We start from the raw sequence: 12,425 nt of genomic DNA on the forward strand, positions 1-12,425 counted from the left end.
CATCGCTGCGCGATGTGCAAGGGGGGCGGTCGCTGCGCTCCCGCTGCCCGTGCGGAGCACGGGCCAACTCCCTCCGCTGCGCTTCAGGAGTTGAGAGGGGACGGTCGCTGCGCAACCGTCAGCCGCGCGATGCGCAGCCAGGCTGTTGACGGGGTATCTGGTGCGGCTTGTGGGGCCTTTTATAGGGAAGTTGGGGAGTGCGTTGCACTCCTGGGCGGGTCCGCTGCGCTCCCCCGCCTGACGGTCCTTCCGGCTGCGCCTCCAGAACCTTGGGGCCCGCTGGCGCGGGCCGGGCTGGCTACGAGGGGTGGGGGTCGCTCGTTCGTGTGGGTTCTAGTGTACCGCGTGCATCAGGTTGATGCAGCATGTACCGTTGGCGGAAACACGGGACACCCCCCAACCACCCGGGAACACCATCAATCGGAAATGGACCCCTCTGATGCCTGTTCAGAAGTACACCGCACGGGAGATCGTCCGTAAAAACGCGCAGAAGAAGGCCACTGGATTGACCCGCGATCAGGTGAGTGAGGAAACCGAGACCGCGCGGTCTATGGAGCGTCAGAAAGGGCGCGGTCTCGACGAGCCGGGCCGCCTGGACTCGCTGCGCCTGGCGGAGTGGGCACACACCGAGTGGCGCCGGATCGGCTATGTGATGGCCGAGGAAGCCATGGACGTCTACGCCCCCGAGAAGGATCCGAAGGCGGCACAGTGGGAGCGGCAGCGTCTGGAGCGGGTGGCGGCCGAGAAAGCGGCCGCTGGGCAGGACGCGCGGGGGCCGGCCACAGTCGAGGACCTGGACACCGACGGCAAGCTGGCGCGGCTGGAGATGTTCGTCCGGGAGACCGTTCTGCCGCGCACCCATCCGCACACCACCGCGCGCCGCCGGGTGCTGGAGGCACTGGGTGAGGCCGGCGGTCTGTGCACCGCGCGCACGAGGAACAGCGACGGGGACGTCATCGTCTGCACGCTCGATGCCGGGCACTACGACCCGGACGACAAGCCGCCCTTCAAGGACGGAAAGCCCGGCGGCTGGCACAAGGCCGGTGCGTCGATCTGGAACGACTCGGGCGCGGCCTGCATTCCGCACGCGGCCCTCTGAAAGGCCACAGGAATTCAGGCATCGGGGAGGCAGGGAAATGTCAGCGATTCAGCTCAGGGAACACCAGGTAGATCAGCGTTCTGCGTTTCTTAGGTGGGTGGGATTCCCTGCAAGGTCATCTGTGCCCCCGCGGGGCACTCGGGGCACGATCGTGTCGGCGACCGGCTCGGGCAAGACGATCACGGCTGCCGCGTGCGCGCTGGAGAGCTTCGCGGACGGCCGGATCCTCGTCACCGTGCCGACCCTGGATCTGCTCGCGCAGACCGCCCAGGCGTGGCGCCTGGTGGGCCACCGGGCCCCGATGGTCGCGGTGTGCTCGCTGGAGAACGACGCGGTCCTGGGCTCGCTGGGGGTGCGCACCACCACCAACCCGGTCCAGCTCGCTCTGTGGGCCGGGCACGGGCCGGTCGTCGTGTTCGCCACGTACGCCTCTCTCGTGGACCGCGAGGACGTTGACGCACCGATGGGCCAGCGGAAGGTTCGGGGGCCGCTGGAGGCCGCTCTGGCGGGCGGAGAGCGGCTGTACGGGCAGCAGATGACCGGCTTCGACCTCGCGATCGTGGATGAGGCCCACGGCACCGCCGGTGATCTTGGGCGGCCGTGGGCGGCGATCCACGACAACCAGCGGATCCCGGCGGACTTCCGGCTCTACCTCACCGCCACGCCGCGCATCCTCGCCGCGGCCCGCCCGCAGAAGGGCGCGGACGGCCAGGAGGCGGAGATCGCGACCATGGCCGACGACCCGGAGGGCACCTACGGCGCCTGGCTCGCGGAGCTCGGACTCTCGGAGGCGATCGAGCGGGAAATCCTTGCGGGATTTGAGATCGACGTGCTGGAGATCCGCGACCCCTCGCCGGTTCTCGGGGAGTCGGAGGAAGCGCGGCGGGGCCGGCGCCTTGCGCTTCTGCAGACAGCGCTCCTGGAGCACGCCGCCGCGTGGAATTTGCGCACCGTCATGACGTTCCACCAGAAGGTCGAGGAAGCAGCGGCGTTCGCGGAGAAGCTGCCGCAGACGGCAGCCGAGCTGTACGTCAACGACGCCTCCGACGAGGACCTGGCCGCCGCCGACAAGCTGCCGAAGTCCTCGATCGACGCGGAGTTCTACGAGCTGGAGGCCGGCCGCCACGTACCCCCGGACCGCGTCTGGTCGGCGTGGCTGTGCGGCGACCACCTCGTGGCCGAACGCCGGGAAGTGCTGCGCCAGTTCGCCAACGGCATCGACGCGGCCGGGCGCCGGGTCCACCGCGCCTTCCTCGCCAGCGTTCGCGTGCTCGGGGAAGGCGTCGACATCACGGGCGAGCGGGGCGTGGAGGCCGTCTGCTTCGCGGACACCCGCGGTTCCCAGGTGGAGATCGTGCAGAACATCGGCCGCGCGCTCCGGCTCAACAAGGACGGCAGCACGAAGATCGCGCGCATCATCGTGCCGGTATTCCTGGAGCCGAACGAGGACCCGACCGACATGGTCGCCAGCGCCTCGTTCCGCCCCCTTGTAGCGGTCCTCCAGGGCCTCCGCTCGCATGATGAGCGCCTGGTCGAGCAGCTCGCCTCCCGCGCGCTCTCCAGCGGGAAGCGCAAGGTCCACGTCCGGCGTGACGAAAACGGGCGGATCGTCGGGGCCGGCGGCGAGAGCGACGGCGAGGACCAGGAGCACGACGACGACACCGATGCCGCCGCCGAGTCCGCGCTGCTGCACTTCTCCTCTCCCCGGGACGCGGCGACCATCGCCGCGTTCCTTCGCACCCGGGTCTATCGACCGGAGTCGCTGGTGTGGCTGGAGGGCTACCAGGCCCTGCTGCGCTGGCGCGCGGAGAACGAGATCACCGGCGTCTACGCCGTGCCCTACGACGTGGAGGTCGAGGTCGGGGTCACCAAGGACTTCCCCCTCGGGCGGTGGGTGCACCAGCAGCGCAAGGCCCTGCGGGCCGGGGAGCTGGAGGAACGGCGCAAGACGCTGCTGGACGCCCCGGAAGCCGGGATGCTCTGGGAGCCGGGCGAAGAGGCGTGGGAGGCCAAGCTGGCCGCGCTCCGCTCGTTCCGGCGGGCGACGGGGCACCTCGCGCCGCGCCAGGACGCGGTGTGGGGCGAAGGCGAGGCGATGGTGCCCATCGGCCAGCACATGGCCAACCTCCGGAGGAAAGGCGGCCTCGGGAAGGACCCGCAGCGGGCCGCCGCCCGCGCGGAGCAGCTGACGGAGATCGACCAGGACTGGGACTGCCCGTGGCCGCTGAGCTGGCAGCGCCACTACCGGGTGCTCGCCGATCTGGTCGACGCCGACGGTGTCCTGCCCTACATCGCCCCGGGCGTCACGTTCGAGGGTGATGACATCGGCACCTGGAGGTGGCGGCAGCAGGACGTGGGCACCTGGGCGCAGCTCCTGCCCGAGCAGCGGGAGCGGCTGTCCGCGCTGGGCGTGCGGGGCGCCGCCCTCCCCGTGACGGCCGCCGCCCCGGCGGAGCTCCCTCCGGCGCTGGCCGCCCTCAAGGGTGTCCGTCAGGCCGGGAGCAAGGCGGAGGCGGCGTTCCAGCGGGGCCTGGCCGCCCTGACGCAGTGGGTGGAGAAGGAGGGACAGCGGGCCGTCCCACGCAGCACGGTCGTGGAGATTGCGGTCGACGGCGAGGCGGAGCCGGTGCCGGTGAAGCTGGGGGTGTGGCTCTCGAACACCAAGTCGAGGCGCGACAAGCTCACCTCCGAGCAGCGGGCCGCCCTCGCCGCGCTGGGCATGGACTGGGCCGGCGCGGTCCCGGCCGCCAAGGCCGCCCCGGAGCCACCCGCCCCGCAGCCCGCGCCGTCGGCGGCCCCGACGAAGCGGCCGGTGCGGGAGCACCACGAGGAGTGTGACGAGGAGCTGTACGAGGGCGGGAACTGCACCTGCTGGTCCATCGAGCGGTTCGGGCCTCCCTCCGAGCGGGAGGGCTACGGGGACGACTTCTGACCGCTCCCCCGCCGCTGCACGAGACCCCGGGCCCTGTCGACAGGGCCCGGGGTCTCGTGCTGTCGGCAGGCCGGCTGTTCGGCTTCGGATGTTCGCGAGAACCTGCAACGCCGGGTGCAACACGCGGGCCGCCCCGGCTCGCTGCGGGCATTCCCGCAGGTCAGGTGCGAAACGCGGGCCCGTTGCGCTCGTGTTGCGCGGTGATGTTTCACCGGGTGTTGCCAGGGCGGCCGAAGTGGCCGGAAGCCCTGCCCACCCCCGCCCTGCGCTGACACACTCGTCACTTCTGGATCACCGAACGTCGACGGAGGATGCGTTGAGCCAGCAGGAACAGCCCTGGCAGCCGGGCCCGAACGATCTGCCCTTCACCACCCACCTGATCAACCCGCACGGCGACCGGCATCTCGGCTTCAACGACGTCGAAGGCCGGTACTACCGGCTGTGGCAGCACAAGGCTCCCGAGCGGCTCCACACCGGCGACGCCATCTTCCTGCGCCCCAGCGACATCAACCAGATCATCAGCTACGCCATGATCTGGGTCCGCAACCACCCCGACGACCCCCGCGGCTACGAGCTCATCGACGAAGTCGCCGCCGGGGCGAAGGGGATCGTCATGCACTTCGCCCAGGCCGCCCAGGCCCCGTCACAGGGTTAAGCCGGCGTCCCGCCCGCCGCGCCCCAGCCCCTCACGAAGGAGGCCAGGGCGCGGCGCTGCTCTTCTTGCCGGGCGGTCTGCTGCGCGAGGACCTGGCGGTCGATGTACGGGTCGACGGCGGCGAGGACCAGGCGGCGGAGTTCGTCCGGCTCCAGCGCTTCGACCTCCCACTGCACCGGGTGCTCGATGTCGAAGCCGTAGCGGCGCGCGAAGGCCGGCCATCTCGGGTCGCCGCGCTTTCCCTCGGTCGCAGGCAGCTCGTAGTCGTGGACGACCTGCTCGTAGGTGAGCAGCACCCGCTCGGTGTGGCTCCAACACGCCGTGCGCGCCGTCCAGTCGCGTTCAACATCCTCACCACTACAGTCGAAATCGCCGACCACCAGGAGGACCGCTTCCCTCGGATCGGCGGCGACGCGGTCGCGGACGACGTCGGCGTAGGACTGGGAGCCGAAGCCACGGACCACCAGGACCGGAATGCCGTACGGGGCCAGCCAGCCGGTGAGGAGCTGGCGGAGGGTGTCCTTTTCCGCAGCGACATAGAGCGCCTGCGACTGGCCGGTCGTGAGGTCCAGGCCGAACCAGTCGGGGCTCTCGCGCAGGAACGCGCCCGCGTCCGTCCAGGCCGGCGGGACGTGGACTTCGCGCAGGGTGTCGATCAGGTCGGGGAAGCGGCCCTCGCGGCGGGCCTGGGCAAGGTGGGAGGACAGGTGCCGGTACATCGACGGCGTGTGCGGCAGCACGCCCTCGGAGGCGAGGCGGTACATGACCTGGCGCAGCGTGACGCCGCCCTCGTAGCTCTCCACGATCTCCCGGGCCCGGTCCACAACGACCGTCCACCGGATCCGCTCACGCGCCATACCGGTACTTGTACCCATCGCGCCGCCGCCGGCCCCACGACCGGAGCTGACCTCTTCCTCACGGCTATCGCGTGGAAAGAGGTGTCGTCGTCCGGGAGGGGCTTGCCCACCAGGAGTGACCTGCGAGAACGGGCGATGTCCGAATTAGGGGGTCCACACCTTCGGTCACACCTACGGTCCCCCGCCGGAAGCAACCGTCCAGCCAACGGTTCAGCCCCCGCTCGGTGCAACCCTCTCCGGGGCGAGCGCGGCCTCCAAGCGGTCCAGCCGTTCGTAGAGGGCGCGGACGAGACGGGCGCGGTTCTGGACACAGTGCACGGTGCCCTCGATCGCCGCGGACAGCCGGCCTTCTGCCTCGCGCAGGACGACGTCGGCGAGAGCCCGGGGCCCGCTGCTCTTGGGCAGCTGGTCGGCGCGGCGCCGGACGTCGGAGGCGACCGCGCGGGCGTGGCCGGTCAGCTGGAGGGCGATCTGCTCGTAGTCGCGTACGGCGACCGTGACCTCATCGGTCCACGCGAGGACGGCCTTGACGAGGCACTCGTACGGTTCGCGGTCGAGCGGGAGCTCCGCCTCGATCAGGCCGTCGGGGTCGTACAGGACCGTGTGGGTGCTGGTGTGCATGGCGGGCCTCGCTGCCGGGAGCGTCTCGTGCGGGTGGCCGGCGGTCACCGCTGGGGGTCCTCGCCGTCGTCGGCCCGGTCGTCCTGGTCCTCGCCGTGCCGACCGAGGAACCGGGCGAAGCCCCGGTCCGCGCGGGCGAGCAGGGCCAGTGAGGGGACTCCGTAGTCGGGCGGCTGAAGGCCGCGGCCTTCCGGGGCCGGGGCGGTGGTGTCGTGGTGCGTGTGCATGCGGCCCCGCCTCTCCGGCTGGTGGTCCGTCGGTGATTTCGACGCTACGCAGCGTTGGTGACTGGCCTCAACGAGATTGCGGGTAATTGCGGCAGCTTCACTCCAAGGCGTCGATCGCGGCCCGGATGAGGCTGCGGGCCGCGTCGCCGTGCACGGCCATCTCCGCGAGGCCGGCGAACGCCTTGGCGTAGTCGGAGAGCTCGCGCGGCTGCGTCACCTTGATCTCCGCCGTCAGAGTCTCCACCACGGCCACGGTGTCGTCGTGGAGGTAGAACGCCTCCAGGGGCCACACGGTGCGCTGCGCGGTGAACGGGATGATGCCCAGCGAGACCGAGGCGAGCGGCATCACGGCCAGGAGGTGGCGCAGCTGCCCGCGCATCGCTTCGGGGTCGGCGGTGCGGTAGCGCAGGACGGACTCTTCCATGAGCACGACGTAGCGGTGTCCCCCCTCGTAGAGGAAGCGCGAGCGGGCGATGCGGGCGGCGACCGCTTCGGCGACGTCGTTGGGGGTGCCTTGGAAGGCGGTGATCTGCTCCATGAGGGCGGTCGCGAAGGCCGGCGTCTGGAAGAAGCCGGGCGGCACGTTGGAGACGTAGACCCGGCAGATGCGGGTCCGCTCGTGCAGGGTGTTCCAGTCCTGCTGGACCTTGCGCATGCCGGTGCGGTGCAGGCGGCTCCACTCCAGGTACATGGAGTCGACCGCGCGGGCGGTGGCGATGAGGTCGTCGGCCTGGTCGTCGGCGCCGCACGCCGCGCACCAGGTACGGATGTCGGTGTCCGAGGGCGGGGCGTCGCCCTTCTGGATGCGGGTGGTCTTCGCAGGGTGCCAGCCGCACCGGGCGGAGAGTTCCTTCCCGGTGAGGCCGGCGTCCTTGCGCAGGTGCGCGAGCCGCACGGCGAGCGCCTCGCGGGCCGCTTGTGCGCTGGACGATGGGGAGGCAGGCACAGGGCTGCTCAGAGGGCCTGGACGGTGTACTTCTCGTGCGGGATGCCGCGTTCCCACACCGTCTCAAACGCGGTTGAGCACAGCGCGACGGCGGCCGGGGCGGTGGTGCGCTCCTTGCCGTCGGTCGCCCAGTCGCCGGTGCCGGTGAAGTGGTGGAACTGCACGAGCCGTTCGTCCAGGAGCCAGAAGTCGCAGCCGGGCAGCGCGATGTCGCAGGCGCGGCGGCGGGGCAGCCAGCGCACGTCTTCCCCGGCCTGGAGATTGAGCGGGGCGATGGCGTGCTCGTAGCGGATGTAGTCGGTGACCGGCTCGGAGACGATCCGCGCCCGGCGCATCACCACACCGCGGGCCACCGCGTCCTTCACGAGCGGCATCCACTGGGGCCAGAACGAGCGGGCCGGATCGAGGTTCGGGACGCCGGTGCGCAGGAAGGTCTCGAAGTCCTCGGCTTCGTCGCCGACCGCGTAGACATCGCGCATCTCCAGATGGACCGCCGTGCGGTGGGTGTCGGCGAGCAGCTCAGCGAACGTCGCGGTGTTCAGCTGCTGCGCGTTCAGCTGCATCGCACGCCTCCCTCAGAATCGACACCATGCGGGCCGGAATCCGGATCACCCGCTCGTGCGCGGGGATCCCCGTCTTGTGGCCGGCCACCCACTCGGTGGAGCCGACCAGGTCCTTCAGGAGTTCGTCGGCTTCCTCGCCCTGGAGGACCAGGTCCGCGCTCTCCTCTTCCACCCACACCGTGGGCGAACCCTCGCCCCCGGTGTTCGGGTCGATCCCGACGAACCGTAACGTCATGGCGCTCTCCCCTGCGACGTGGTTGCGCATAGTTGCGCGCCATGACCGTCCCGCAGTCAGGAGAGCCGGTCAAGAGGACGTCGGTGGAGCTGACCCACGGGTCGCGGAGCAGGTCAGCCCTCGCAGGTCAGTTCGTGTCGACGGTGACCGGCCGGGCGTCCAGCGCCGTACGCAGGCGCTCCGCGACGGCCTGATACCGCTGGACGAAGCCGGGGTCCTTCATCTGGTCCACGGGCAGTCGCCTGTGCTGGTCGGGCCATCGATCAGCAAGCGTCCAGCCCAGTGGGAGCAGCCCGGCCCGGGTCATGTCCCGGTCGACGCCTGCCAGGTAGTCCGCGTCGACGGGCAGCTCGCCGTTCGACTGCCAGATCACTCCGTCCAGCCGGATGGGCAGGCTGGGGAAGCCGAAGAGGAAGCCCAGGCAACGCTCCCGCAGAACCGCCGCGCTCTGCTCGGGACTCAGGGGAACGCCCTTTTCTTCGCCTCCGGGCCCGGGGAGCGCGGTCCTGCAGTCGGCGTCCGGGAAGATGTCGATCTCGCCGAGCACCACGTGCGCCGTCGCGCTCTCCCGGTCCGGGTAGCCCCACCCGGACTTCGGCAGGAGGACGATCACGTCGTAGGCGTCGAGGGCGCCGGCCACCGCGGCCGCGAGCGGACTGCGGTCCGTACGGGGCCAGCCGCGGTCGCTCTCCCGCGAGGGGTGGCGGACCTCCCACATGCAGATGTGGCGCATCAGAACGCCGGGGCCGTCCGGCGAGGCCCACAGCGTGCTGGTGGTCGGCTCCGGCGGGGCGGCCGGCTCTGTCTCCTTCTTGCGGCGGCTCCGGCTGCGCCTCACGCCGCTCATGGTCCAGCGCCAGTAGTCCTCGGCTTCCTCGAGGAGCAGGACCCGCTGTCCGCTGTGTGCCCAGGCCGCCGTGATCCCGCCGACCAGGTGGTAGAGGTTGCCCGAGTGCTCGGCCAGGAACCGCAGGATGTGCGGCGTGCGCGGCGTCGCTTTGCTGGTCTTCGCGCGGCGCAGGGCCTCGGTGTACTTGCCCCCGCTCCGGCTCGCCCGGCGGGCGCTCTGAGCGGCGGTGGACTGGTTCTTCGGCATGACGTACTCCTCTGCCGGACCGGGCCACGCCCCCGGCACCGGCTCGTACGACTGCCGTAGATCACGACGGAACGCAGAACGGTTGGGAGCGGGCCCCGCAGGACCTTGACCCCCGCGTCCGGCGGCGTGGCTCCGGAAGCGGGTGGTGATTGGCAGTACGCACTAGCCGGGCAGGATGCTAACCGGCACGGGAGCACCAGCCGAAGCCACGAGCCGCCGGTTCCCTCGAACGGGCGAGGTCTCTGGCGGCTGGCTCAGGCTTGCCCGCCCGCCGGCTCCCACAGCGGGCGTGCGCGCCCGGTCCCGTCGCAGTGAAAGCACCGGCCGCCCCCGGGCGTGCTCCGGGCGCCGATGGTGCCGGCCGCGTTCTCGAACAGCCGGGTAAGGCCGGCGGTGTGCGCCGCGTGGATCGGGAGCTCCTGCCGTCTGCCGAGCGTGACCTCCAGCGCGACGCCGGGACCGGTGAAGTGGGCGTGGAGGCCGCCGGTCATCGACCGCAGCGTCTCGTGCAGTTCGTGCATCGTCTCCGCGCCGGTCAGCTGCACACGGGCCGTAAGGACGGTGTCGGTGGCCGCGGTGAAGGACAGCAGTCCGGCCGGGCGGGCGAGCGGCCCGACGCGGCCCACCGGGTCGGGGTGGGTGTGCTGGAGCCGGGCCAGGGCGTGCCACAGGCTGCCCGGCAGATCCTGGGGCGCGGTCTCTTCTCGGGTGCGTCTCATGAGTCCTGTCTACGGCTCGGAACTGGCGTGCAGCCGGGTTCGGTCCTTCCGTCCCGTACGGCGACGTCCCGACTTCACGGGCCGTCCCGCCGGGCGGGCGGGGCGAGGCCGGGGCTGGGCAAGCCACCCATCGGGGCGGCTTGCCCAGGCTCCCCTTGGGCTTGCCCGGGTCAGGTCCGCCGGCGGAACCAGCCGCGGCTCCGGTCCGGCTCCGGGTCGTCCTCGGGCTCCGGCGCGGCGTCCGCGAGGCGGGCGGCTTCGGCGGCGGCCTCCTGGCGTGCGACGTCATCGGCCCGGCACGGGCCGCACACCGACTTGTCCCCGGCCCGTACGGCGGTGCGGTGCACGGTGATCTCCTCCCAGCGTTCGTCGGAGAATTTCCGCCCGCACCGCGCGCACACCGGGCGCTGCGCCTCCCGCTGCGCGGCCCGGCGCCGCTGGTCGGCCGCGTCGGCGCGGGCCTCCTGGGCGCGGTAGAGGGCGTGGCCGTCGGGGTTGTCGAGCGCGTCCGTCAGAGTCTGGTCACCCGTACGTCCCAGCCGCCGCCACACCGCCGCACCGGCGCCGTGCTCTTGGAGCTGTTCCAGGGTGGTGATGACGACGGGCACCGCCTGGCGGTAGTCCCGCGCGGTGACCGCCTTCGGGTAGAGGGTGTCGTACCGGCGCGGTGCCCAGTAGCGGCGGCCGGCCTCCTCCAGTACGGCGACCGTGTTGTCGACCTTCGCCTCGGTGGTGTCCGCGAACACGAACGCGAGGGGCACCAGGCCCTCCCGGCCGGTCGGCGGGTAGATCCTGCGCCACAGCCGCTTGTCGTGGTCGACGTGCTCGATCGCGTCCGGCCGGGAGCGGACCAGGTCCACCGTGTGCTTGTCCGCATCCTTCGGCAGCAGCCGGCCCCACTCCCAGTACCGGCGCAGCTTGACGACCAAGTCGTGCGCGTCCTCGGAGCGGCGGTCGATCTCCAGCAGCAGCACCGGCACCCCGGCCTCCGGCGCCCGCACCACCAGGTCCGCCCGCTGCACGTAGCCGTTGCCGAGCCGGTGCGCGATCTCCGTCTGGAAACCGAGCCGGTGACCGATGCCTGCGCGGTGAAGTTCGGCGGCCGTCGAGGTGACCGCCGCGGCGTGGTCGTCGTAGCTGGCCCCGAGCAGCTTCCCGGTGACCGGGTCGTACTTCTCTTCGCGCAGTGCCGAGACCCGTATGCCCTTCGGCTCCAGCAGCTTCTTCGCCTCGCCGTGTCCGCGCTTGGTCAGCACCCACACCTGCCGCTGGTCCTCCCGTACCAACTCGATCCTCACCAGCTGGTGGTCCTCCAGATCCAGGAGGCTGTCCCGCACGAGCTTGTCGTGCTGGTTGTCCGGCCGGGTCAGCTTCCACAACTGATCGGGCGTAGCCCTCTGGAAGATCCCCAGTGCTTGCAAGAGCTCCCGGCGTCGAGGTCCGGTCGAAGTCCTCCGGTGCTGAGGCTGCCTTGCTACATCTACATGAGGGTTGTCGGACCTGCGACGGCCCCCTGTCCGGCGGGCCTGACCTGCGGAAACGCCCGGCTGCTGGCGTCGGGGCGCGGAGGGGGTGATGGAGGGGCCCACGGAGGGGGCCTCTCCGGTCTGGTCAAGGGTCCGCTCAGGCTCGTTGGCGGTGCTCGCCACGGGGTGCTCCTGGAAGGTGGGGCGGGCCTATCCCGCCATTCACCTTCTACTGGTGCGGCTTTCGGCTCGTGTGTGACGCCGACCTTGGAAAACCTCTCCGTCGTAACCGCATCGTGATCAACCGGGAGAGGGAGAGTTCTCCCCCGCCAGCGGCCGGACTCGTCCACAGGTCCGCAGTTCGAGGGTGGCTTCGAGGTCACCGCGATCAGCGCGGCGGCCCGTACATGAGGAGCTGTCATGCCCGAGAACACCGTCACCGCGCCGCTCGCTCCGATGGCACCGGAAGACGTCGCCGACGCGTTCACCTACATCCGGGCGCTGCAGGCCGGCGACATCGACACCGCCTGCGCGGTCGCCGAGGACATCGATGGTGCGAGCCTGCACCGGATGCTCCTGGAGGTGGCCGCACGCGTCATCATCCCGGTGACCGCCGTGGACGAGGACTGCGACGGGGCACCGTGCGCGCACTTCTTCCTGGCGGCGGCGCTCGGGCGACTGCTGCTGGAAGTCCTGTCCGTCGACCGCGTCTGCCCGGTGTCGCCCCCGGGCATCGCCCAGTACATCGCCCGCTTCGCCGAGGACGTCCTCACCGAGGAGCCCGGCGACGTCGCCGACGTACTCCGCCAGCTGGAGGCCGCCGGGATGGAGCAGGCGATGGAAGCGCACCCGGTGCACGGGACCACCGCGTAAGGCGCATCCGGGACGGCGGTGGTGCGGCGCACATCGGGACCGCACCACCGCACCGCGCCGGGCTCGCCGCGCGTCGGCGGGCCCCATATCACACACCCCCTTGTCCGCGACCTGATCGGAAGTCGGGACCGGGTCT

At 71.2% G+C, this 12,425-nt stretch carries 13 protein-coding genes; 4 read left to right on the forward strand and 9 right to left on the reverse strand.

All coding sequences use genetic code 11. The features are described 5' to 3' along the window. The first annotated feature begins 439 nt into the window (after positions 1 to 439). The 3 genes from ACFV8T_RS39160 to ACFV8T_RS39170 all read left to right on the forward strand — a co-directional run bounded on the left by ACFV8T_RS39160 (position 440) and on the right by ACFV8T_RS39170 (position 4,686). A complete protein-coding gene (locus tag ACFV8T_RS39160; RefSeq protein ID WP_385336928.1) occupies positions 440 to 1,099 on the forward strand; it encodes a hypothetical protein in 660 nt (219 codons plus the stop codon). Between the two features lie 37 nt (positions 1,100 to 1,136). Beyond that, complete coding sequence (locus ACFV8T_RS39165) at positions 1,137 to 4,031, forward strand: Helicase associated domain protein (protein ID WP_385336931.1); 2,895 nt, start codon at positions 1,137 to 1,139, stop codon at positions 4,029 to 4,031. 316 nt (positions 4,032 to 4,347) lie between these two features. Then, positions 4,348 to 4,686: a hypothetical protein gene (locus ACFV8T_RS39170; RefSeq protein ID WP_383809911.1), complete on the forward strand. Its 339-nt coding sequence runs from the start codon at positions 4,348 to 4,350 to the stop codon at positions 4,684 to 4,686. Here the strand turns inward: ACFV8T_RS39170 and ACFV8T_RS39175 are convergent. From ACFV8T_RS39175 to ACFV8T_RS39215, 9 genes are all read right to left on the reverse strand, one after another. Next, a complete protein-coding gene (locus tag ACFV8T_RS39175) occupies positions 4,683 to 5,543 on the reverse strand; it encodes a hypothetical protein (RefSeq protein WP_385336934.1) in 861 nt (286 codons plus the stop codon). The genes ACFV8T_RS39170 and ACFV8T_RS39175 overlap by 4 nt on opposite strands. A gap of 210 nt (positions 5,544 to 5,753) precedes the next feature. Continuing rightward, positions 5,754 to 6,164: a DUF6415 family natural product biosynthesis protein gene (locus tag ACFV8T_RS39180; RefSeq protein WP_385337090.1), complete on the reverse strand. Its 411-nt coding sequence runs from the start codon at positions 6,162 to 6,164 to the stop codon at positions 5,754 to 5,756. 44 nt (positions 6,165 to 6,208) lie between these two features. After that, the gene (locus ACFV8T_RS39185) at positions 6,209 to 6,391 is read right to left on the reverse strand and encodes a hypothetical protein (RefSeq protein ID WP_385336936.1); all 183 of its coding nucleotides are present in this window, start codon (positions 6,389 to 6,391) and stop codon (positions 6,209 to 6,211) included. Positions 6,392 to 6,488: 97 nt separating this feature from the next. Further along, positions 6,489 to 7,337 carry a helix-turn-helix domain-containing protein gene (locus ACFV8T_RS39190; protein ID WP_385336939.1) on the reverse strand — a complete coding sequence of 283 codons (849 nt, stop codon included), beginning with the start codon at positions 7,335 to 7,337 and terminating at the stop codon, positions 6,489 to 6,491. A gap of 8 nt (positions 7,338 to 7,345) precedes the next feature. After that, positions 7,346 to 7,900, reverse strand: a complete 555-nt coding sequence (locus ACFV8T_RS39195) for a DUF6879 family protein (protein WP_385336941.1) — start codon at positions 7,898 to 7,900, stop codon at positions 7,346 to 7,348. Next, positions 7,857 to 8,135, reverse strand: coding sequence for a hypothetical protein (locus ACFV8T_RS39200; protein WP_385336944.1), 279 nt, complete (start codon positions 8,133 to 8,135; stop codon positions 7,857 to 7,859). Before ACFV8T_RS39200 ends, ACFV8T_RS39195 begins: the two co-directional genes overlap by 44 nt. 127 nt (positions 8,136 to 8,262) lie before the next feature. Next, complete coding sequence (locus ACFV8T_RS39205) at positions 8,263 to 9,231, reverse strand: hypothetical protein (RefSeq protein ID WP_385336947.1); 969 nt, start codon at positions 9,229 to 9,231, stop codon at positions 8,263 to 8,265. Between the two features lie 254 nt (positions 9,232 to 9,485). Continuing rightward, on the reverse strand, positions 9,486 to 9,950 hold the full coding sequence (locus tag ACFV8T_RS39210; protein WP_385336950.1) for a hypothetical protein: 465 nt from the start codon (positions 9,948 to 9,950) through the stop codon (positions 9,486 to 9,488). A gap of 170 nt (positions 9,951 to 10,120) precedes the next feature. Next, entirely contained in the window at positions 10,121 to 11,329 is a 1,209-nt protein-coding gene (locus ACFV8T_RS39215) for a hypothetical protein (RefSeq protein WP_385336952.1), read from the reverse strand. 507 nt (positions 11,330 to 11,836) lie between these two features. Between ACFV8T_RS39215 and ACFV8T_RS39220 the strand changes: the two genes are divergently transcribed. Further along, positions 11,837 to 12,289, forward strand: coding sequence for a hypothetical protein (locus tag ACFV8T_RS39220; protein ID WP_385336954.1), 453 nt, complete (start codon positions 11,837 to 11,839; stop codon positions 12,287 to 12,289). The last annotated feature ends 136 nt before the right edge of the window (positions 12,290 to 12,425 follow it).

The organism is Streptomyces sp. NPDC059832 (assembly GCF_042731715.1).
GTDB lineage: Bacteria > Actinomycetota > Actinomycetes > Streptomycetales > Streptomycetaceae > Streptomyces.